Below are 22,335 nucleotides of genomic sequence, written 5' to 3'. Positions count from 1 at the left end.
AGTGGCTTCACGCGGGTCTGCCACCAAGGCCAGGAGCGCATGCCCGCAACGGATCGGCCGACTGTGAGCGATTTGCGACAGCCACCTTGACACGGACTACGCAAGTGGTTTGTACTTCTACCAAAGTGGTCCATACCAGTATGGTCACGCCGATACCTGATTCCGACTGGAGCCCCAATGACGGGGGCAGTCGCGCAATCCTTACTCATCGTGGAGGACACATGACGGCACGAGCCGCATCCAGCACCGGGGGAAAACACCGGAGAACCATCCCCGGCTTCTCCCAGCTCCAACGCATCGGTCGTTCGCTGATGTTGCCCATCGCGTCCCTGCCCGTCGCGGCCCTGCTGCTGCGATTCGGTGCTGCCGACGTCCTGGGCGCGGACGGCCTGTCCAGGCACGTCCACTGGATGCAGCCGGTCGCTGACGTCCTCGCCGCCGCTGGTGGGGCCATCTTCGACAACCTGCCACTCATCTTCGCCCTGGGGGTGGCCGTCGGCTACGCCAAGAAGGCAGACGGGTCAACGGCCCTTGCCGCCCTCATCGGCTACCTCGTGTTCACTGGAGCAGGCACGTCCAAGACCACACAGGGTGGTGTGCTGGGCGCCCTGGCGCCGTACTTCGCCAAGGACACCGGGGTCATCAATTACGGTGTGCTCGGTGGCATCGTCATCGGCATCATCGCCGCCAAGAAGTACGAGCGTCACCGCCGCAAGAAATTGCCCACCTACCTGGCATTCTTCGGCGGACGCCGGTTCGTGCCGATCGTCACCGCCGCGGCGTCAATCGTGGCAGGCGTCGTCATGGCACTCGTGTACCCGGCCTTCGACTGGCTGTTCAACAAGCAGGTCGGTGGCTTCATCATGAGCCACGGCTCCAACCCGGGCACCGGATTCGTCTTCGGCGCCATCAATCGTCTGCTCATCCCGTTCGGACTGCACCACCTGCTCAACTCACTGCCGTGGTTCCAGCTGGGCAATTGTGTCAACGCAGCCGGCGAGACCCTGCACGGTGACATCACCTGCTTCTTCAACGGCACTGTCGAGACGAACTCCTGGACCGGATCCTTCATGACCGGATTCTTCCCGATCATGATGTTCGCCCTACCCGGTGCTGCCCTGGCGATCTACCACACCGCCAAACCTGAGAAGAAGAAGGTCACTGGTGGCGTGATGTTCTCGGTGGCCCTCACCGCATTCCTCACCGGGATCACCGAGCCTCTTGAGTACGCCTTCGCCTACGTCGCCTTCCCGCTGTACCTGGTGCATGCCATTCTCACCGGCACCTCCTTGGCACTGGTGAACGCACTGGGCATCAAGGATGGCTTCGGATTCTCCGCAGGTCTCACCGACTACATCATCAACTTCGGGCGGGCCGCGCAGCTCTCCGGCGGCCCCGGCAAGGTTCTCCTCCTGCTGGTCATAGGCCTGGCCTATGGGGTGATCTACTACTTCGTCTTCCGATTCGCCATCACCCGGTGGCAGCTGCACACCCCGGGCCGCGAGGAGGACGGTGAGAGTGCCGCAGCAGCCAGCGTCTTCGACGAGGCACAGGTCGCCGCCGAGGCCTCCACCGGCAAGAAGGCCGCCAAGGACGAAGGCAGGGTGTGACACTCACGTTCGGCGCTGTCCATCGGGCCGAACGTCATTCCCCCTTTCCCGGCTGCTGTCTGACGTCTCAGTGCTGAAGCGGTGGTAGGCGTCTGCCCTCTGGTGTTGAATGCCGTCTGGCCACTCGTACGGCACGACGTCACTGCACGTCAGCCGAGTCTGCTTCCTCGTCCTCGGGATCCTTGTCCGAGGACGGGAACAGACGCCTGATGAGCTGATCGAGCCCTGCACCGATGATGATCGCCCCCACGATCCCAATCGTTGCCGCGAGCAGATGGTTGTCGCCGATGGCACTTGACACCCCTGCTCCAATGGCAGTCGCGTAGGAGGCCCACAGGATGGAGGCGAGGACGTCGATGGGGACGAACACCCGGTAGGAGTAATGCGTCGCCCCTGCCATGGCATTGACGATGACCCGTCCACCGGGAATGTATCTGGCCACGAGGATCACCAGGGGTCCGCGGACCCGCAGCTGCCGGGTTGCCCATGTCACCATCTTGCGGCGACGCTCACCGCCGGTGAGCAGTTTCGTCCTGCCGAGCCAGCGACCTATCCAGTAGGCAAGATTGTCACCACAGAATGCGCCGAAGGCTGCCACCGGAATGAGGATCCACCACGGGGGCTGACCTATCGCCGCCAGGGCCACGACGACGGATTCGCTGGGAACGACGGGAAAGATGCCGTCGATGACACTGAGAGCCCACATGACGACGGTGACGATCGGATGAGACGCGTTGGCGGCCACGTACTCGTTGATCGCATCAACCCAGTGGGTGAAGTTCATCGCCCCATGGTCTCACAACACATGCCTTGGTCCAATCGGCATGCCCGGACGGCACCCACGCCAGTTTCCCGCAACGGGCCATCCCATGGTCTTGTCAGGATGTCGCCACGTCCCTCTGACGGTTCACCACAGCCACGGCACGGACGTCATCGCGGGACGACGTCCTCGTAGACCTTGGTGAGTTCGGCTGCCACCGCTGCCGGGGAGAAGCGATCCACGGCACGTTGCCGAATGTGTGCTGGATCCCAGCTGCCCAGGGAATCGAGAAATTCGCCCAGCCCGGCGCGCAGGTCGTCCTTGGAACCACTCCGGGTGACCATGCCGACGTCGGGGGTGAGAAAATCCGACGGGCCACCACACGGGGTGGCAAGGATCGGCAGTCCGGCAGCCATGGCCTCCACGTAGACGACCCCGAAGGTCTCCCACTGCGACGCCAGGGCGAAACCGTCGGCTCGGGCGAAGCGCTCGGCGATCTGGGAGCGGGAGAGCAGCCCCTCCATCATGATCGTGCCGGGGTGCTCCGCATTGATCCGGGCTGCAAGACGCTCCAGCTCCGGCCGCTGCGGCCCGTCACCGATGACGCTCAGCGTGAGTCCCGGGCGTGTGGCGGCAAGCTCCCCCACCACCTCGATGAGAGGTTTCATCCCCTTGCGTTCAACGAGTTGCCCAGCTGCCACCAGATGGGCATCAGCTCGTGAACCTGATCCCTTCCCAGAGTCTGACAGGGGCGAAATCGCCTCATCCGCGTCCTGCTGGGGCGGCGCGAAGAGGTCGACGTCGATGACATTGGGGACCACGCGGCACGTGGCTCCGTACCGGGTGTCCATGATGTCCTTGAGTGGGCGCGACACGGCAAGGACGGCATCGGCTCGCCGGACGGCACGGCGTACGTCCTCCTCGGTGCGCCTGTCGGCACCGTCGAGGGACAGTCCGGAGAAGTGTTCGGTGTACACCAGGGGCACGTCGTCGACACCAGCTCGGGCCACTGCAGCGGCATGCCTGCTGAAGTGGGCATGGATGACGTCTGGGCTTCCCCAGAGCTTGACGACACGACGATGGAGCAGGCCCGTGGCACGTCGGTAGGCCTGATGGTCCAGCTCGGGACTGACTGCCCCGAGCGGCAGGTCGAGCCCCAGCGTCTCGATCCCGTCGATGGTGCGATGTGACCACCCGAACCGCCGTACTCGACGAGCCGAGCGGCCATCCACGTAGCCCACCAGGACGTCGTGGCCAGCAGTGGCCAGTGCCTTGGCCTGGTCCAGCTCGAAGACCCCCCGCAGGGGACTCGACGCACACGGAACGCCGCGGGAGAGCACCAGTACCCGCATGACTCGCCTCCTCGGATCGGGAACCTTCCTAGCACAACGCGAGGACCGTCTGTAACACAGCCGAAACATGCCGGTGATGCCAGAGCAACCGTGACCGGCTACGGTGTGAAGCATCACCACACGTTGATGGAGGACAGATGTTCCAGAATGCCGACGAGCTCCTAGCCTATGTGAAGAACGAGGGAGTCGAAATGATCGACTGCCGCTTCTGTGACCTCATCGGTGTCATGCAGCACTTCACGGTGCCTGCCCGCGAGTTCGACAAGGACACCTACGAGAAGGGCCTGGCCTTCGACGGCTCGTCCATCCGCGGGTTCAAGCAGATCCATGAGTCGGACATGGACCTGCTGCCCGACCCGAGCACCGCCTGGATCGACCCGTTCCGCGAGCACAAGACGCTCATCCTCAACTTCAACGTGCACGATCCCATCACCCGCGAGCCCTACAACCGCGACCCGCGCAACATCGCCGAGCGTGCCCAGAACTACCTTGCCTCCACCGGCATCGCCGACACCGCCTTCTTCGCCTCCGAGGCCGAGTTCTACGTCTTCGACGACATCCGGTTCGACACCCGCGCCAATGAGTCCTACTACTCCATCGACTCCGAGGCCGGGGCCTGGAACACCGGCCGCGTCGAGGAGGGCGGCAACCGCGGTTACAAGGTGAAGTACAAGGGTGGCTACTTCCCCGTCGCCCCCACCGACCACTTCGGGGACCTGCGCGACGAGATGGTCAGCCTCATGGAGCGTGTCGGTCTCAAGGTGGAGCGTGCCCACAGCGAGGTCGGCACCGGCGGCCAGGCCGAGATCAACTGGCGGTTCAACACGCTGGTCAAGGCAGCCGACGAGGTGATGCAGTTCAAGTACATCGTCAAGAACGTCGCCTGGAACAACGGCAAGACGGCCACCTTCATGCCCAAGCCGATCTTCGGGGACAACGGATCGGGCATGCACGTGCACTCCTCGCTGTGGAAGGACGGCGAGCCTCTGTTCTTCGACGAGAACGGTTACGCCCAGCTCTCCGACCTCGCCCGCTACTACATCGGCGGCATCCTCAAGCACGCCCCGTCGCTGGTGGCCCTCACCAACCCGTCGGCCAACTCGTACCACCGTCTGGTGCCCGGTTTCGAGGCTCCGGTGAATCTCGTCTACTCCCAGCGCAACCGTTCGGCGTGCATGCGCATCCCGATCACCGGACCCAACCCCAAGGCCAAGCGCGTCGAGTTCCGCTGCCCGGATCCCTCGGCCAACCCGTACATGGCCTTCGCAGCGATCCTCATGGCCGGTATCGACGGCATCCAGAACAAGATCGAGCCGCACGAGCCGATCGACAAGGACATCTACGAGCTGCCTGCCGAGGAGCACGAGGAACTGGAGCAGGTGCCGACCACCCTGGAGGGCGCACTGCAGGCCCTGGAGGCCGATCACGAGTACCTCGAGGCCGGTGACGTCTTCTCCTCCGACCTCATCGACACGTGGGTACGCATCAAGCGTGAGGACCTTGCCGAGTTGCAGCAGCGTCCGCACCCCTACGAGTTCGACCTCTACTACGACATCTGATCCACGATCACCATGCGCACCGTTGACGACGTCCGTACCCTCATGGACCACTGGTTTCCTCCCCAGCTCGCCGAGAGTTGGGATGCACCGGGACTGGTCTGTGGCGATCCCGCCGACGAGGTCCACCGGGTGGCCACCGCCCTGGAAGCCACCGATGAGGTCGTCGCGGCTGCCATCGACTCGGGAGCGCAGATGCTGCTCGTCCATCATCCCCTGCTGATGCGGGGAGTGACGACGGTGTCGGCCGACACCCCGAAGGGGCGGCTGGTACATCGACTCATTCGTGCCGGTGTGGCGCTCATGGCGGCCCACACCAATGCCGATGCCGCCGTCGGCGGGGTGAACGACGTCCTGGCACGGCTGCTCGAGGTGCGGGTGGACGGTCCGCTGCACCCAGCCGACCACCCCGTCGACGACGAGTGGGCCGGGCCAGTGCACATGCAGGGCATCGGACGGGTGGGAACCCTGCCCGAACCAATGACCCTGGCGCAGTTCACCGAGCACGTCGCCGAGCGACTGCCACGCACCGTGTGGGGTGTGCGGGCCGCCGGCCACCCGGAACAGGTGGTGCGCACGGTCGCAATGTGTTCCGGCGCCGGAGACTCCCTGCTGGCGGCAGCACGCCGCAGTGGCGCCGACGTCTACCTCACCGGAGATCTGCGTCATCATCCCGCCGATGAGCACCTGCGCCACGGTGGGCCAGCCCTGGTGGACGTCGCCCACTGGGCCAGTGAGTCGCCGTGGTGTGCCGACCTGGCCCGTCGCCTGGAGCAGGAGGGGTACGAGACGACGGTGCTGTCCATCCGCACCGATCCGTGGACCGTCGGGGTGCGGCCGCCAGAGCAGGGCTGAGGATACCTGACCCCAGGTCACATGTCGCTGGCCTCAGCGTGCCGGGCGTGAAAGAATGTCATCAATGTGAGGACCACTGAGGAACGAGCATTCGTTGACGACACCGAGGCCATCGTGCGACTGGGATCCATGCTCCTGGAGTCGGGGACCGGGTCGTACCGCGTCAAGCGAGCCATGCACCGCGCCGCCGTCGCACTGGGCATGGACCGGCATGACGCCTCGGTGAGTCTCACCGAGATCATCGCCACCGCCCACCGGGGCGACAACTTCCGTACCGTCATGCGCGAGGTGTACCGGGTACGGGTGGACGCAGCTCGCATCTCGGCCTTGGAGCACCTCTCCCGCAATCTGCCCGAGCCCTGCACGGCGGAGCGACTCGAGGCCGAGCTCGACCGCATCTCACGTACCGTCAAGTCATCGTGGAAACCGTGGCAGAACACCGTGGCAGGTGGCGTTGCCTGCGCTGGATTCGCCATCCTCAACCGGTTCACCCCCATCGACGCCCTCGTCGTCCTCCTCGCAGCGAGCACCGGGCAGTACGTACGGCGTCGTCTGGGGAGCCGCTGGCTCAACCAGTTCGGCGTGGCTGCGCTGGCCGCTGCCCTGGCCGGGTTGGTGTACCTCACGGTCGCATCGATTCTCGAGGCCACCGGGCAACCGGTGCTCAAGAGTGTCAACGGTCCGGGGTACGTGGCATCCCTGCTGTTCCTCGTGCCCGGCTTCCCCATGATCACGTCAATCCTCGACATGGCGCGCCTGGACTTCACCGCGGGTCTCAGCCGAGCCGCGTACTCCATGGGACTGGTGATCTCTGCCACCCTGTCCGCCTGGATCATGAGCCTGGCCTCCGGGATGACGCCACTGCCCGCCGAGTTCACCCTGCCGGGGGCCTGGCAGTGGATCGCATTTGCCGTTGCCACCTTCCTGGGCGTCGCCGGTTTCGCCATCCTCTTCAACTCGACCCCACGCATGGTGCTCATGGCAGCTGCGCTGGGCACGATCGGCAACCTCGTCCGTCTGGCCCTGGGGCAGATGGGGATGCCCAACCAGCTGGCTGCCGGGCTGGGCGGGCTCACCATCGGCCTCGTCACCGCGCCGCTGGCCCCGCGCCAGAAGGTGCCCAGGATCACGCTCACGGTGCCAGCGTGCGTCATCATGGTGCCGGGAGCGGCAATGTACCGCATGATGTACTGGCTCAGCAGTGACACCCTCCAGGCACTCGGCTACGGCGCCGAAGCCATCCTCACCGTCGTGTGCATTGCCTCGGGGCTCGCCGTGGCCCGTATGCTCACCGATCCGCACTGGGCGTTCTCCAAGCCTATCCCCAGCCCACACGCGTTCCGCTCCCAGCCGGACTGACCGGTCCTCCTCCGTGGGGGAAGCCACCCTACCCGGGGTCAACGCCCCCTGAACAACTAGCGTCAACGCCCCCCTTGACGGCTTGACGACCGCACGTCCACATTTCCAAGGACCGTGCGCCCACGCCCCTGGACAACCGGGCGTCACACACTCCAGAACAGTTCGTCGACGACCTTGTTGGCTCGCCGTGAGCGGCGCAGGTGCTCCTCGACGACCATCTCGGAGGCTCCCCGCCCCATGCCCAGCAGTCGAGCAATGGCATCGAGTTCCCGGGAATCGGTGGGAAGCGTGTCGGCGGCACGCCCCCGCACACACATGATTGCGTTGCGCAGCGCGCTGGCCCCCAGCCAGGCCACCCGCAGGTCCTCGTACTGATCCGGCATCATGAGATCCGCTGCCCGAGCCGCAGACAGGGCCTCCAGGGTCGACGTCGTGCGCAGCTGCGGCAGCCGGGCCCCGAATCGCATCTGCATGAGCTGCACCGTCCACTCCACATCGGCCAACCCGCCGGGACCCATCTTGAGGTTCATCCGGCGATCCGAGCCGCGCCGAACCCGTTCGTCCTCCATGCGGGCCTTGAGCCGGCGAATCTCGGTGCACTGCGACGAGCTCAATCCCACAGCAGGCCAACGGAGTCGATCCATCGACGCCAGCAATGCCCCGGTGAGTTCACGATCCCCGGCCCCGTGTCGTGCCCGCACCAGAGCCTGGGACTCCCAGGTGCTCGACCAGCGTGAGTAGTACGTGAGGCAGCTGCTCAGTGAACGCACCAGCGGACCGGATCGTCCTTCCGGGCGCAGATCGGCATCAAGGTCGAGCCCGGGCCCCGGCCCCGGAGCCCCCAGCAGCTTGCGCAGCGTCGTGACGATCTCCATCGCCTTCTGGGTGGCTCGGGTTCCGGTGTCGTCGACGACGAACATGAGGTCGGCATCGGAGGACAGGGCCATCTCACGTCCGCCCCAGCGTCCCAGGGCGATGACGCCGATTCGCGGAGCATCGTCGAGGCTGGCACGCACCGCCTGCAGGCTGGCCTCGATGGTGGCATCGGTGAGATCCGAGAGCCCCCGGGCAACGGTCTCCACCGGCGCCACCCCCAGGACGACGTCGACGACGAGCCGGAAGAACTCGCGCCGACGCACCCCACGGATCGCCCGGATCGAGTCGGCCACCTCACGATGCCGCCTGCCCACCCGTGTCATCTCGGCACACAGTTCGTCACGACCCCGTGGACGCAGGTCGACGTCAACCAGCACCTGGACGGTCTCCGGGGAGCGCACCAGCAGGTCGACGCCGAGCCGGGACCCCGAGAGGATGGCTGCCAGCCGTTGCGCGGTGTCCCCCTCGTCACGCAGTGCCCTGAGGTACCACGGTGAGGACCCCAGCTCCTCCGACACCTTGCGGAAGGCGAGCAGTCCTGCATCCGGGTTCGGCCCCGAGGCGAGCCAGCCGAGCATCGCCGGCATGAGCTGGGCCTGGATCTTCACCGCACGTGTCGTGCCCTGGGTGAGCGCAGCGATGTGTCGCAGTGCCGCGGACTCGTCGGCGAAGCCCAACGCCTTGAGCCGCGTCTTCGCCGCATCGGTGGTCATGCGCAGTTCCTCGGAGGGGATGCGCGAGACGGCCTCGACCAGCGGGGAGTAGAACACCCGGTTGTGGGTGGACAGCACGGCCTGGGCGGTGGAGTGCCAAGCCTGGCGCACATCGTCACCGGTGCGCAGCCCGACCCCGCGGGCAAGACGCCGCAGGGCGGCCTCGTCGGTGGGAAGCAGGTGGGTGCGTCGTAGATGGAACAGCTGGACGCGGTGTTCCAGGAGACGTTCGAATCGGTATGCCGACAGCAGTCGCTGGGCATCGGCTCGACCGATGTAGCCTCCTGCCGACAGGCTGCGCAGGGCGTCGAAGGTGGACCGTACCCGCAAAGATGAGTCCTGCCGGCCGTGCACCAGCTGAAGCAGCTGAACGGTGAACTCGACATCCCGCAGTCCACCGGCCCCCAACTTGATCTCATGATCACGGTTCTTGCGGGCGATGTGGTCGACGACCCTGGTCCGCATGGCACGAGACTCCCCGACGAACCCGTCCCGCTCGGCCACCTGCCACACCAAGGGCGCCACGAGCGCGCAGAACTGCTCCCCCAGTTCGATGTCGCCGGCCATCGGACGAGCCTTGAGCAGCGCCTGGAACTCCCAGTTCCTCGCCCAGGTGCGGTAGTACTCCGCCATTGACGCCAAGGTGCGCACCAGAGGTCCGGCGTCACCCTCGGGGCGCAGGGCGGCATCCACCTGCCAGATGGATCCGGCTCCGCTGTGCGCCGAGCAGATGCGTGCCACCGTCGCAGCGAGCCGTTGCCCGACGGCAATGGTCCGGGCATTGTCGACGTCCTCGTCGGCAGGGGCGACGACGTGGATGACGTCGACGTCGGAGATGTAGTTGAGCTCCCGTGCCCCACACTTGCCCATCGCAATGACGGCCAACCGTGCAGCCTGATGACCGGGCGTCATGGCTCGTGCCAGGGCCAGGGCCGATTCGATGACACCGTCGGCGAGGTCGGCGAGTTCGACGCTGACCGACTCCAACACCTCGGTGGGGTCGTCGTGGCTCAGGTCGCGAGCTGCGATGCGCAACAGATGACGTCGATTGGCCAGCCGCAACTCATCGGCACCGCGAACAGGATCGGCCTGCGAGACGAGAAAACCGTCCTGCTCGATGGCCGACACACAGCTCAGCAGGTCGGTGCGAATCTGCTCGGCAGACCACTGCTCGGGCTCCGCCGCCAGGACGTCAAGGACATCGGGATGAGCCGTGAGGTACTTGCCAAGCTCCGCCGATCCCCCCAGGACACGTACCAGACGGCGGGCCTGATGCGGATCGGCCACCATGCCACGAACAGTTCCCGGAGCGGCATCGGCCAGATCGGCCAGGCTGGAGAGCGCCTGTTCGACGTCACAGGCGTGACCGAGCTCATCCTCCCAGGGCTGCCACTGCTCCTCGTCGAGCCCGAGCGCAGCAGCCATGAGCCCGTGGAACCTGCGTGCCCGACGAGCGTCATTGGCTCCGTGTCGGACGAGTTCAGCCTCAAGCGTGGAGATTCGATCCGCCATGTCCAGCCTCCGATCGGCGCAAGCCTACCTGCGTGATGAGACTAACCTGTGTCAGCGTCGCTGAAATGTCACATTGGCGATACCTTGTCGTTGCCTCCGAGTCAGCGACTGGGAAACTCATCGCGCTAGCTTCTTGGAGGTGACAGTCATGGCAGACCGCACCGAGCGGGAGATGAGGAAGCTGTCCACCACCTGGGTGGAGGCCATGAGGCTTCTGCTGCCTGAATCCGCCAATCCGGTCGACTCCGACCCACGGTGGAACTGTCGCCATCTGACTCTCGTCATGGTCCTGCTCACCGACACCCTGCAGACCCTTGACGTGTCAGCCACCCAACGTCCGATGGAGTTGTGGGAGCTGTGCCGCGAACGTTCCCTGGCAGCACACACGCTCATCGAGGTGGCCCGTCAGATCGAGGAGGACTCCCCCGAGGACCTTCTGCCCCAGGCCAGTTCACTGCTCTCGACGGTTGAGGAGCGTCTCACCGGAACACGCCCTACCCCGACCCGCGTCGAGACCCTCGTGGGGCCGGCCCGACTCACCGATCATCTGCGTCTGACCATGATCGACGGGGTCTGCATGGCCATGGCGTCGGGAATCGTCCTGCCCCGTGCCGTCAAGGTCGACGCATGCCGCGCCCTGGCGACGATCCTGGGGCAGACCCACGGGGGACGCACGATCGAACTTCGAGTGCCCCCGGCCACCGCGGTGCAGCTGGAGTCCACGACTGCTGGTCCCGACCATCATCGTGGTACCCCACCCAACGTCGCCGAGTCCGACATGGAAACCTTCCTCGCCCTGGCGACCGGTTTCCTCAGCTGGTCACAGGCACGTGAGAACGGCCGTATCTCCACCTCCGGATCGCACGTCGAGGAACTTGCCGAGATGCTTCCCGTCGTCGATGCCGCTCACAGATGCGGCAGGTAACGGTCCAGCTCGAACTGGGTCACCTGCCCCAGGTACTCCTCGTACTCGGCCTTCTTGTTGCGCAGGAAGTAGTCGAAGACGTGCTCACCCAGGGTTTCCGCCACGAGTTCTGAGTCCTCCATGAGTGCAATCGCCTGACCAAGATGCTTCGGCAGGGGGTCGATGCCCAGGGCGCGACGCTCCCTGGCACTGAGACTCCACACGTCGTCGGACGCCTCCTCGGGAAGTTCCCACTCGTGCTCGATGCCGGAGAGCCCGGCCGCCAGGATCAACGCGAGGGCGAGATACGGGTTCGTCGCAGCATCGACGGAGCGCACCTCCACCCGCGCCGAGGACGCCTTGTTCGGTTTGTAGGCCGGCACCCGCACCAGGGCGGACCGGTTGTTGCGTCCCCAGCAGATGTACGCCGGTGCCTCACCACCGCCCATGATGCGACGGTATGAGTTGACCCATTGGTTCGTCACAGCGGTGATCTCGGGGGCGTGGTGCAGCAGCCCGGCGATGAAGTGCTTGGCCACCGGCGACAGACGGGCCTCGTCACTGGGGTCGAAGAAGGCGTTCTCGTCCCCCTCGAACAGGGAGACATGGGTGTGCATGCCCGAGCCAGGGCACTGGGAGAAGGGTTTGGGCATGAACGTCGCCTTGATGCCCTTGAGCGACGCCACCTCACGGATGACGACACGGAAGGTCATGATGTTGTCGGCCATCGTCAGCGCGTCGGCATAGCGCAGGTCGATCTCGTGCTGGCCGGGGGCCCCCTCGTGGTGACTGAACTCCACCGAGATGCCCATCTGCTCCAACATGGTGATCGAATCACGCCGGAAATCCGTGCCCGCCCCCAGGGTCGTGTGATCGAAGTAACCACCGTTGTCCAACGGCTCGGGGGAATCGCCGGGGTGGTGTGGCCCCTTCAACAGGTAGAACTCGATCTCCGGGTGCGCGTAGAAGGTGAAGCCCATGTCGGCAGCCTTGTCCATGGCGCGTTTGAGCACGTAGCGCGGATCTGCCCAGCTCGGGGTGCCGTCCGGGTTGGCGATGTCACAGAACATCCGTGCCGTACCGGTACCCTGTCGCCACGGCAGCATCTGGAAGGTCGACGGATCTGGGTGCGCCACCATGTCGGACTCGTACACCCGGGCGTATCCCTCGATGGAGGAGCCGTCGAAGCCCACTCCCTCGGCAAATGCGCTCTCGATCTCGGCCGGAGCGATGGCCACGGACTTCAGGGAGCCGAGCACGTCGGCGAACCACAGCCTCACGAAATGGACGTTGCGTTCCTCGATCGAACGCAACACGAACTCAGTCTGCCTGGACATGTCCCCATTGTGACTGCCCCGTGTTTCAGTTGTGTTGCTTGTCCCGGTTCTGCCGACGAGGCGGGGTCAGCACCCAACAGTGGGGCCACACTTCTCGCCCCACCCGTGGTCACACCACATGCGGAGGAGTCACCGATGCGACACATCGTCCATCGAGCACCGCTCAGCATCATCTGCAGACTGCCAGGGGCCAGAGCTGGGCATGAATCACCCTGCCAGCGCCATTTCCTCCTTTCGCGGTAGGCTCACGTCGACTCCTGCTGCTGACCACGCACACCACCACGTTGGATCGCCCATGATTTTCAAGATCGCCGTCAACTCCGTGATTCGGGGTGCATCGTCATGGTTGGCACTCATCGTCGCGTCGATCGCACTCAGCGTCGTGGTGGCGTTGAGCCTGGGCATGATCGTCGCTGGGGCCTCGGCCAGTGGAGAGGCGCAACAGGCATTCGTCTCCATGGGGGCCACTGCACTCGGGTTCACGGTGCTCACCGCGCTGGCATCCTTCCGTCTGGTGGTGGGCACCTGCGTGCGTCTGCAACGACAGGACGTCGCCCTGTGGCAGATCGCCGGAATCCTGCCGGGTACCGCGCACCTCGTCGTGGCGACCGAGATCGTCCTCGTCACTGCGGTGTCCGCCGCGCTGGGGGCAGCGCTGTCACTGGCGATGTGGCCGCCCTATCTTCACTTCGTGGACGGCAGTGGGCTACCCGAGACAGACGTGTTGCACCGACCACTGCCAGTCATCTCCCTTGTCATCGCGGTGGGAGCGACGACCCTCACCAGTCTGGTGTGTGGGCTTCGATCGGCCCGAGGAATCGTGAAGGCAGATCTCGTCACAGGCGTGCGCCCTGCCGCTGCCCCACCGCCACGATCCACGGCTGCCAGGGTCATCACCGCGATCGTTGCCGTTCTGCTCATCGCAGGCACGGTGACGCTGTACCTCGTCATTGCACATGCCCACCCCGTCACCGACCCCGACGACTTGGCTGGCATCCTCAGTTCGTACGCTGGGATGGGACTGCTGGTCTGCCTGATCTTCACGATCCTCTCCGGGCCCATCATCCGCGGTCTCGTCCGGCTGGTCAGAGCCTTGCCGTTCGCCGGGACTGCCGGGTTCCTGGCCAGCCGTGAAGCCAGCGCTCGTCCACGGCTCACCCAGGCACTCGTCGTACCCATCACCCTGGCCGCAGCTGCCGTGGGCATCATGGCTGCCTGGATCAACGAACTCACCAACGTCATGGCCGCCCAGGCCGGATCGGAGGAGAAGGTCAACGCCCCGCCTCGACAGATGGCCCTGCTGCTCGGTGGGCCCGTCATCGTCGCCTGTGTGTGCGCCTCGGCCATCGTGTTCGCCACCGCATCCCATCGCCGTGCGGACAATGCACTGCTGCTGGTCTCGGGGGTCACACCGGGAGTCATTCGTGCCAAGGCCCTCGTCGAGGCGGGGATCCACGCCGTCATCTGCCTCGTCTGCGCCTACGGGATCGTCGTCGTCAACGACGTGTCCATGGCCAAGGCGCTGTCGACAGGCCCTGTTCCTTCAGTACCGATCCTCGCGCCGGGGTGGCAGGCTGCCGGAGTCGTCGCCGTGGGGATCGCACTCACCCTCCTCCTACTGCTTGCCGTGACGGCCGACGGTATGCACAGGAATCCCGTCACCACCATCACCGGAGGTCACCAATGACGTCATGGATACACGCCACCGGAGTACACAAGGGATTCGGCAGGGGAGCACGCCGGGTCGAGGTGCTCAGGGGTGTCGACCTCGACGTCGAGCCCGGCGAGTTCGTCACCGTTGTCGGTTCGTCAGGAGCTGGAAAGTCAACCCTGCTGTACTGCCTGTGCGGGCTCATCCCAGCCGACGACGGTCAGATCAGTCTGGTCGGCAACGACATTCGTACCGCTAGCAGGTCTCAGTTGGCACGCATCCGACGCGACCACGTCGGGTTCATCTTCCAGGACCTCAACCTCATCAGTTCACTAACCGTGCGGGACAACGTCGTCCTTCCGGCACGGATGGCTGGTCGGAGGCCACGGCGCCGCGACGTCAACCAGGTGCTTGACGCTGTCGGACTGGCTTCCCAGGCCAGCAAGTACCCGGCCCATCTGTCGGGAGGACAGCGCCAGCGGGTCGCCATCGCGCGATCCCTGCTGCACCAACCCGAACTGCTGCTCGCCGACGAGCCCACCGGCTCACTCGACGTCTCGTCCCGCGACACGGTGTTGGAGCTGCTACGAGCCACGGTGAGCGAGACCACCTCCCTGGTCATGGTGACCCACGACCTCGACATCGCGGCAACCGCTGACCGTGTCGTCGTCCTGGCGGACGGGCACAACGACCGCATCCTCACCCGTCCGAGCTCGACCGAGGTGTTCCAGGCCCTCCATACCGGCCCACGGCACTGCCATGCTGATTACACTGGTGCTTCGTGACTTCCATGCATGCTTACCCTGTTTCCCCGCGTCTGTCCGTCCCGAGTTCCATCCAACGCCCGCCCTATGTGGGCAAGGGCGACGTGCCGGAGAACTACACCGGGTCCCATGTGCAGAGCCCCGAGGTCATCGAGGCCATGCACGAGGCCGGACGCATCGCCTGCGGTGCCATGCACGAGGCCGGCAAGGCGGTGGCCCCCGGAATCACCACTGACAAGCTCGACAGGATCGCCCACGAGTACATGTGCGATCACGGGGCGTACCCGTCCACCTTGGACTACCGCAACTATCCCAAGTCCATCTGCACCAGCGTCAACGACGTCATCTGCCACGGCATCCCGGATGCTCGTCCGCTGGAGGACGGCGACATCGTCAAGATCGACGTGACCGCCTACAAGAACGGTGTGCACGGCGACAACTGCTACACCTTTCTGTGTGGCGACGTCAGCCAGGAGGCCCGTGACCTCGTCACCCACACCCAGGAGGCCATGAACCGCGCCATCAAGGCGGTGCGTCCTGGCAGGTCCATCAGCATCATCGGACGCATCATCGAAAACTACGCCAAGAGGTTCGGCCACGGGGTGGTCCGCGACTACACCGGCCACGGGGTGCACACGGCCTTCCACTCCGGGCTGGTCGTCTTCCACTACGACGAGCCACGCTACGACGTCACCCTCGAGGAGGGCATGACGCTCACCATCGAGCCGATGCTCACGCTGGGCAACCAGGCCAACCACCAGTGGGACGATGGCTGGACGGTGCAGACCAATGACGGGTCGTGGTGCGCCCAGTTCGAGCAGTCGATGGTCATCAACACCGACGGCGCCGAGATCCTCACCCGGTTGGACTGAGTGCCCCACACCAGTGAGGGTTGTGTTGCACTCCCCCAGAGTGCAACACAACACCATCCTTGCAAAGATGCCACTCACCGCTTCAACACCACAATCCTCAATTTGGCGCACAACTCCCACCCCGGTCCTGAACAAATGACCAGGTCAGTAATCTCGTGATTCACAGCATCTCCGCAACAGGACGGAGACACCCAAGCCACGGGAGCTGGAATCGATCATGAGTGAAGCCACCCTCACCTCCCGAGAGAGCACACCACCGTCGGGAATGCCGCCCACATCACTGAGCGCGAAGGAGCGTGCCCGACACGATCGATGGACACCGCCCAAAGTCATCGCATGGATCCTCATCTCGGCCATCGCCGGCCTCGGATGGTGGATGCTCGCCATCCATCGCGGTGAGACCGTCAACGGGATCTGGTTCGTCCTCGCGGCCGTTGGATCGTACTTCATCGGCTACCGGTTCTACGCCAAGTACATCCAGGACAAGCTCGTCCATCCCGACGACGAGCGGGCCACCCCAGCCGAGTACGACTACAATGGCCGGGACTTCGTCCCCACTGACCGTCGCATTCTCTACGGTCACCACTTCGCCGCCATTGCGGGAGCTGGCCCGTTGGTCGGTCCGGTGCTGTCGGCCCAGATGGGATACCTGCCCAGCACGATCTGGATCATCGTCGGCGTCATCCTCGCCGGTGCCGTTCAGGACTACCTCGTCCTCGTCATCTCCATGAGACGTGGCGGACGCTCACTGGGCCAGATGGCCAAGGACGAGCTGGGACGCGTCGGCGGAATCGCCGCCCTCGTGGCCACCCTGACCATCATGCTCATCATCGTCGCGATCCTTGCGATGGTCGTCGTCAACTCCTTGGCAGCGTCGTCCTGGGGCGTGTGGAGTGTTGGCCTGACCATTCCCATCGCGCTGCTGATGGGCTTGTACCTGCGGTATCTGCGCCCCGGAAAGGTGCTTGAGGTATCCGTGATGGGCATCATCCTGCTGGTGCTGGCCATCGCCTCGGGAGCGTGGATCGAGAACACCTCGATCGCCACCGCTCTGCACCTGGGCCGGCCATTTTTGGCATGGGCAATCATCATCTACGGATTCGTGGCCTCGATCCTGCCGGTGTGGATGCTGCTGGCCCCTCGCGACTATCTCTCGACCTTCATGAAGGTCGGTGTCATCACGATGCTGGCGATCTCGATCGTCATCGTCCGTCCAGTCATCAGCGTGCCTGCGATGAGCGTCTATGCCCACACCGGTACTGGCCCCGTCTTCTCGGGAAAGCTGTTCCCCTTCCTCTTCGTGACGATCGCCTGTGGAGCGTTGTCCGGATTCCACGCCACCATCGCGTCGGGCACCACTCCGAAGCTCATCGAGAAGGAGTCCCAGGCCCGCCTCATCGGGTACGGCGGCATGCTCATGGAGTCCTTCGTCGCAATCATGGCTCTGGTGGCAGCCCTCTGCGTGGATCGCGGCATCTACTTTGCGATGAACTCGCCGGCCGGTGCCACCGGCAACACCGTTCAGTCGGCCGTCAACTACGTCAATTCACTGGGCCTGACGGGGGTCCACACCGACGCCGATGCCCTGACGACGACAGCCAACCTCGTTGGCGAGACGTCGATCATCAGCCGTACTGGCGGCGCACCCACCCTGGCCGTCGGCCTCGCGACGATCATGCACCAGCTCTTCGGTGGCCAGGCCATGATGAGCTTCTGGTACCACTTCGCGATCATGTTCGAGGCCCTGTTCATCCTCACCTCGGTCGACGCCGGTACCCGCGTCGCCCGGTTCATGCTCTCCGACGCCCTGGGAAACTTCTGGCCGCGCCTGCGGAATCACTCATGGAAGGTCGGTTCCTGGTTGACCACCGCCATCATGGTTGCCGGTTGGGGATCGATTCTGCTCATGGGTGTCAATGACCCGCTGGGCGGCATCAACACCCTCTTCCCGCTGTTCGGCATCGCGAACCAGTTGTTGGCGGCCGTCGCCCTGTCGATCTGCCTGGTGGTCTTCGCCCGAGCCGGTCACAAATGGCGGTTGCTCATCATCTTCGTGCCGATGCTCTTCACCGCCGTCATCACGGTGTACGGATCCTGGCTGAAGATCTTCTCCCCCGACCCGAAGATCGGTTACTGGGCCAACCACATGACGTACAAGCGGGCCATCGCCGCTGGCAAGACCTCGCTGGGCCAGGCCAAGGACATCGACGAGATGCACACCGTCGTCGGCAACACCGCCATTCAGGGGACGATGTCGATCATCTTCGTCGTCTGTGCCCTCATCGTCATGATCGCGGCCTGCATCCGCACCGTTCAGGCGCTGCGAGGCCACAACATCATCAACACCGAGGATCCGGCCAAGCCGTCGCACCTCTTCGCCCCCAGTGGCTTCATCGCCAGCAAGGCCGAGAAAGATCTTCAGGACGAGTGGGACGAGTTCTACGAGACCCATCCCGAGCTTGACCTGGAGCACGTTCACAAGGAACACGCGTGAGCGCCGCACCACGGCATCTGCCCACCGATCCACTGTGGCGACGATGGTGGTCGTCACTGCGGTGGTGGGTGCGCGGGGTCACGGAAGCTGACGCCTACGACAACTACCTCGAGTGGTGTCGACGCACGGGTCATGAGCCGATGCCGGAGAAGGCGTTCTGGCGCGACCAGTGCGACCGTCAGGACCGCAACCCCCAGGCACGATGCTGCTGATCCTTACCACCGGGCCTTCCCGTCACTGACGGGATGGCCCGGTCAGTTCTGACACGATGCGGTCAAGGTTGTCCTCGGTCAACTGAATGCACTTGCCGTCCGGCCAGACCACGATGAGTGGGGCGTGGTTGCACGGATACATGCACCCCGTCACCGTGACGAGAACCTCTGTGTCCAAGGCGTGTGACTGGGCCAGCTTCGCCTGCAGGCGTGCATGCAGGTCTGCGGCGCCGACTGCGCTGCAGCGAGGTCCTCGACAGGTGAGCAGATGGTGTCGGAAGGAGGGGAATTCCCGCCAGGCAGGGTTGTGCAACGGCGCTTCGGCCCCGGTCACGGTTCGCCACTCGCCGGCAAACTCCTGGTCGGGACGTACAACCCCGACATGCACGACGACGGTGGGTCCGTTCTCATGGACACGGACCCACTGGCCGGCGACGCGACGAAGCCAGGACAGCGGCACCGGTCCGTCATCGCAACTCCATCCGACGAGCTCGACCCGGTCGTCGTCAGCGGCGTCGAGGACATCTACGAGCGCCGGTCCAGGACCCTGCAGACATGCGTTCCGGTCGGCATCCACGTGACGGGCCACTGCTTCTGCGCTGACCGCGTCAGAGGAATCCTCCCAGCGCAGCGAGACCGCGATGCGCGTCGTCATGGCTGCAATCCCCGCCAGGTGAATCCACGTCTGAAATCTGACCAAACCTCGCCGTCGACTCCGAAATGTTCACGGACGAGGTCAGGAGTCAGTACCTCGGAGGCCGACCCTGCTGCGACCATCCGGCCCGAGTCCAGCACGACGAGGTCATCCGCGTAGGCGGCGGCCAGGTCAAGATCATGGATGACGGTCACCGTTGTCAGACCAAGACCACGCACTCTCTCCAACAGGTCAATCTGGTGACGCAGGTCGAGATGATTCGTGGGTTCGTCCAGGAGCAGGATCTCAGGATCCTGGGCGAGAGCTCGGGCCAACTGAACACGCTGCCTCTCCCCTCCCGAGAGGGACGACCATGCCCGGTCAGCAAGATCAGCAACTCCGGTTGACGCCATCGCGTTCTCGACGGCATCTCCGTCACGCCCTCTTCGGCGACTGAGATTGCCGATCCCCCAGCCTCCCAGATGGGGAATGCGTCCGAGCTGGACGACGTCACGCACCGTCAGTTCCACGTGAGCCGAAGGACTCTGCTCGAGAAGGGCCATCACCCGGGAGCGCTCCTTGGCCCCGATCCCGGAGAGATCACGCTCCCCCAACCACACCCGCCCCGCGCTGGGCTTCCGCAACCCGGCCAGCAGGTGCAACAGGGTCGTCTTCCCGGATCCGTTCAGCCCGATGACCATCGTCATGACCTTTGGCCGAATCTCCACGTCGACCCCGGACAAGATCGTCGTCCCGTCGACCGTCCAACCAAGATCCTCAGCTCGCAACGTTGCTGCTGTCCCGGCACTCATGATCGAGACGCCTGTCGACGCAGCAGGACGACCAGCACCGGGGCTCCGACGGCCGCAGTGATGGCCCCGACGGGAATCTCGGTGTCAGGGCGCAAGCACCTCGCTGCGGTGTCGGACCACACCATGAGCAGGGCCCCGACGAGGGCCGACACCGGTAGCAGCCGGGCGTGTCGCGGCCCGGTCCAGAACCTCACGATGTGTGGGACCGTCAGCCCGACGAATCCGATGGGGCCGACGAAGGCCACGCTGAGAGCGGTCAGCAGGGCGGTGCCAACCATGATCATCCAGCGCACGGTGTTGACCGGTACTCCCAGGGACATCGCGCTGACGTCACCGAAAGCGAAGGCGTCAAGGGTGTGGCACAATGCCATCCCGGCGATGAGGGCCGGAACGGTGGCGACGGCCAGGGTGATCGTCGATCCCCATCTCACACCGGTGAACGACCCGAGGGTCCACGACAGGGCTGATCGAGCTGCGTTCGACTCACCACACACCATGATCATCATGGACACCGCCGCGCCGCACAACTGTCCGACGGCCACCCCGGCCAGGATGGTCCGGCTGGCGGGTAACTCCCCGGACTTGCCAGTGGCCATGGCCAGCACCATGACCAGGGCCCCGACCGCCCCGCCGAAGGAGGCCAGTGTCATGAGGACGGACTGCCCCAGAGTGCTGGAGATTCCGATGATGAGGATGAAGACCGCACCTACCGAGGCTCCACTGGAGATGCCGAGCAGATAGGGGTCGGCCAGGTCATTACCGGTCAGGGTCTGCAGTACCGCGCCGCACATCGCCAGCAAAGCGCCGACGGCCATCGATCCGATGACGCGCGGGGCGCGCAACTGCCAGACAATCCGATCGTCAAGGACGGTGACATCAGAGCCATTGATGAGTCGAAATCGTCGAGCAACCACCCGAATCACATCGTGAACCGGCACATGGACTGCCCCAACTCCCAGTACGACCAAGGCACTGGCAACGAGGGCAGTACCAAGAAAGGCAGCCAACAACCAGTTACGTGAGCGGATCATTTCCCAGCGATCTCTGCCAAACCATCGTTAAGAGTCTTGGCACCGTCGATCAGCTCGGCACCCGGGGTACTTTGGGAGAATGGCACCGTTACGAACTTGTTCTCCTTGACAGCTCTCATCTGCTTGAGAACCGGATCGCCCTTGAGATAAGCGATCTTGTCCTTCGCGGTGGACCATTTGGCATCGGCAACGACGATGACGTCCGGATCGGAGGCCACAATCTTTTCCCAGGAACCATCGGCCCATCCGCCATCGACGTCCGCAAAGACATTCTTGGCTCCCACGGCATCCATGAGCAGCTGTGGACCACCGTTACCGGCACCGATGAACGGGGTCTTGTCCCCAGAATCGAACCACACGATCGAGGTTCCGGTACCGTGCTTGTGTGTAGTCACGTCCCGCAGGTACTCATGCTGCTTGGTGATCGCAGTGTCGGCGCCGTCCCGAGCCCCGATGAGGGATCCGACCTCGCGCATTTCCTTCCAGACATTGCCCCACGTCGTCTCGGCCGACTTAGTGCCTTTGGGACATCCGAAGGGACTGATGTATGTGGCGATTCCCTGCTTCGCGAGCTCATCCCGGGTTCCGACAGCCTTGTCGGTAAAGGCACTGGAGAAAGAGGAAAGAGCAAGGTCGGGTTTGGCAGCCAAGAAGGTCTCTTTGGACGGATACTCCTTGGCCAGCACCTTGACCGAATCATAGGACTTTCGCCACTTGGCAGGAATCTCGCCGTCTAGGTAGGCCGTCCCAACCAGATTTGATGCGCCATTGATGGCCAGGACGTCCTCCGTGGCGCCTTGGTTGAGAGTTACAGCCCTGGTGGCAGGTTTGTCGAGAATGATCTTTTGACCACAGTTGGTGACTTCCACACGATCTGCGGACGGTTGGGACACCGACGCAGAGGATGGCTCGCTGGAAACGGGATCTTCGGGAGCACCTGCGCAGCCAGCGAGCAGAGTGGCGGGCACGACCAACCCCATGACGAAGCGATGTGACAAGGATGAGCACATGGGCATGAGAAGCCAGCTTTC

18 protein-coding genes are annotated in these 22,335 nt (G+C 64.5%); 10 read left to right on the top strand and 8 right to left on the bottom strand.

Annotated elements, in window-relative coordinates; genetic code table 11:
- Positions 1-221: 221 nt before the first annotated feature.
- Positions 222-1,610, top strand: coding sequence for a PTS transporter subunit EIIC (locus tag CKV91_RS04825; RefSeq protein ID WP_021104484.1), 1,389 nt, complete (start codon positions 222-224; stop codon positions 1,608-1,610).
- 139 nt (positions 1,611-1,749) lie between these two features.
- Here CKV91_RS04825 and CKV91_RS04820 read toward each other — a convergent pair whose 3' ends face one another.
- Positions 1,750-2,394: a DedA family protein gene (locus CKV91_RS04820; RefSeq protein ID WP_021104485.1), complete on the bottom strand. Its 645-nt coding sequence runs from the start codon at positions 2,392-2,394 to the stop codon at positions 1,750-1,752.
- A 146-nt stretch (positions 2,395-2,540) separates the two neighbouring features.
- On the bottom strand, positions 2,541-3,722 hold the full coding sequence (locus tag CKV91_RS04815; protein ID WP_065860924.1) for a glycosyltransferase: 1,182 nt from the start codon (positions 3,720-3,722) through the stop codon (positions 2,541-2,543).
- A 137-nt stretch (positions 3,723-3,859) separates the two neighbouring features.
- On the opposite strand from CKV91_RS04815, the gene glnA reads away from it, so the two are divergent.
- The 3 genes from glnA to CKV91_RS04800 all read left to right on the top strand — a co-directional run bounded on the left by glnA (position 3,860) and on the right by CKV91_RS04800 (position 7,492).
- Positions 3,860-5,281 carry a type I glutamate--ammonia ligase gene (glnA, locus tag CKV91_RS04810; RefSeq protein ID WP_021104487.1) on the top strand — a complete coding sequence of 474 codons (1,422 nt, stop codon included), beginning with the start codon at positions 3,860-3,862 and terminating at the stop codon, positions 5,279-5,281.
- Between the two features lie 12 nt (positions 5,282-5,293).
- The gene (locus CKV91_RS04805; RefSeq protein WP_065860923.1) at positions 5,294-6,133 is read left to right on the top strand and encodes a Nif3-like dinuclear metal center hexameric protein; all 840 of its coding nucleotides are present in this window, start codon (positions 5,294-5,296) and stop codon (positions 6,131-6,133) included.
- Between the two features lie 129 nt (positions 6,134-6,262).
- Entirely contained in the window at positions 6,263-7,492 is a 1,230-nt protein-coding gene (locus CKV91_RS04800) for a threonine/serine exporter family protein (protein WP_036978280.1), read from the top strand.
- 143 nt (positions 7,493-7,635) lie between these two features.
- Here CKV91_RS04800 and CKV91_RS04795 read toward each other — a convergent pair whose 3' ends face one another.
- Positions 7,636-10,593: a bifunctional [glutamine synthetase] adenylyltransferase/[glutamine synthetase]-adenylyl-L-tyrosine phosphorylase gene (locus CKV91_RS04795; RefSeq protein ID WP_021105979.1), complete on the bottom strand. Its 2,958-nt coding sequence runs from the start codon at positions 10,591-10,593 to the stop codon at positions 7,636-7,638.
- A 148-nt stretch (positions 10,594-10,741) separates the two neighbouring features.
- Here CKV91_RS04795 and CKV91_RS04790 point away from each other — a divergent pair, with 148 nt between their 5' ends.
- Complete coding sequence (locus CKV91_RS04790; protein ID WP_021104492.1) at positions 10,742-11,518, top strand: sterol carrier family protein; 777 nt, start codon at positions 10,742-10,744, stop codon at positions 11,516-11,518.
- On the opposite strand, the gene CKV91_RS04785 is transcribed toward CKV91_RS04790, so the two are convergent.
- Positions 11,500-12,801: a glutamine synthetase family protein gene (locus CKV91_RS04785; RefSeq protein WP_036957699.1), complete on the bottom strand. Its 1,302-nt coding sequence runs from the start codon at positions 12,799-12,801 to the stop codon at positions 11,500-11,502. The two genes, CKV91_RS04790 and CKV91_RS04785, sit on opposite strands and share 19 nt — an antisense overlap.
- Before the next feature lie 328 nt (positions 12,802-13,129).
- Between CKV91_RS04785 and CKV91_RS04780 the strand changes: the two genes are divergently transcribed.
- From CKV91_RS04780 to CKV91_RS04760, 5 genes are all read left to right on the top strand, one after another.
- Complete coding sequence (locus CKV91_RS04780) at positions 13,130-14,521, top strand: FtsX-like permease family protein (RefSeq protein WP_021105977.1); 1,392 nt, start codon at positions 13,130-13,132, stop codon at positions 14,519-14,521.
- Positions 14,518-15,270 carry an ABC transporter ATP-binding protein gene (locus tag CKV91_RS04775; RefSeq protein WP_021104496.1) on the top strand — a complete coding sequence of 251 codons (753 nt, stop codon included), beginning with the start codon at positions 14,518-14,520 and terminating at the stop codon, positions 15,268-15,270. The genes CKV91_RS04780 and CKV91_RS04775 overlap by 4 nt, the downstream gene beginning before the upstream one ends.
- A gap of 5 nt (positions 15,271-15,275) precedes the next feature.
- Positions 15,276-16,121 (top strand): type I methionyl aminopeptidase, encoded by an 846-nt coding sequence (gene map / locus CKV91_RS04770; RefSeq protein WP_081659116.1) that lies wholly within the window; start codon positions 15,276-15,278, stop codon positions 16,119-16,121.
- A gap of 217 nt (positions 16,122-16,338) precedes the next feature.
- Positions 16,339-18,615 (top strand): carbon starvation CstA family protein, encoded by a 2,277-nt coding sequence (locus CKV91_RS04765; protein WP_197691347.1) that lies wholly within the window; start codon positions 16,339-16,341, stop codon positions 18,613-18,615.
- Positions 18,612-18,827 (top strand): CstA-like transporter-associated (seleno)protein, encoded by a 216-nt coding sequence (locus CKV91_RS04760; RefSeq protein WP_021105974.1) that lies wholly within the window; start codon positions 18,612-18,614, stop codon positions 18,825-18,827. Before CKV91_RS04765 ends, CKV91_RS04760 begins: the two co-directional genes overlap by 4 nt.
- Before the next feature lie 22 nt (positions 18,828-18,849).
- Here CKV91_RS04760 and CKV91_RS04755 read toward each other — a convergent pair whose 3' ends face one another.
- The 4 genes from CKV91_RS04755 to CKV91_RS04740 are packed head-to-tail and all read right to left on the bottom strand — an operon-like array spanning position 18,850 to position 22,320.
- The gene (locus CKV91_RS04755) at positions 18,850-19,482 is read right to left on the bottom strand and encodes a (2Fe-2S) ferredoxin domain-containing protein (RefSeq protein WP_021105973.1); all 633 of its coding nucleotides are present in this window, start codon (positions 19,480-19,482) and stop codon (positions 18,850-18,852) included.
- Positions 19,479-20,273: an ABC transporter ATP-binding protein gene (locus CKV91_RS04750; RefSeq protein ID WP_016667231.1), complete on the bottom strand. Its 795-nt coding sequence runs from the start codon at positions 20,271-20,273 to the stop codon at positions 19,479-19,481. Before CKV91_RS04750 ends, CKV91_RS04755 begins: the two co-directional genes overlap by 4 nt.
- On the bottom strand, positions 20,270-21,304 hold the full coding sequence (locus CKV91_RS04745; protein WP_021105972.1) for a FecCD family ABC transporter permease: 1,035 nt from the start codon (positions 21,302-21,304) through the stop codon (positions 20,270-20,272). The genes CKV91_RS04750 and CKV91_RS04745 overlap by 4 nt, the downstream gene beginning before the upstream one ends.
- Entirely contained in the window at positions 21,301-22,320 is a 1,020-nt protein-coding gene (locus tag CKV91_RS04740) for an ABC transporter substrate-binding protein (protein WP_021105971.1), read from the bottom strand. The genes CKV91_RS04745 and CKV91_RS04740 overlap by 4 nt, the downstream gene beginning before the upstream one ends.
- Between the last annotated feature and the right edge of the window lie 15 nt (positions 22,321-22,335).

This window comes from Cutibacterium granulosum, assembly GCF_900186975.1.
In the GTDB taxonomy this organism is placed as follows: domain Bacteria; phylum Actinomycetota; class Actinomycetes; order Propionibacteriales; family Propionibacteriaceae; genus Cutibacterium; species Cutibacterium granulosum.
The sequence above is the reverse complement of the archived record's forward strand: the minus strand, read 5'-3'. Positions and strand labels throughout refer to the sequence as shown.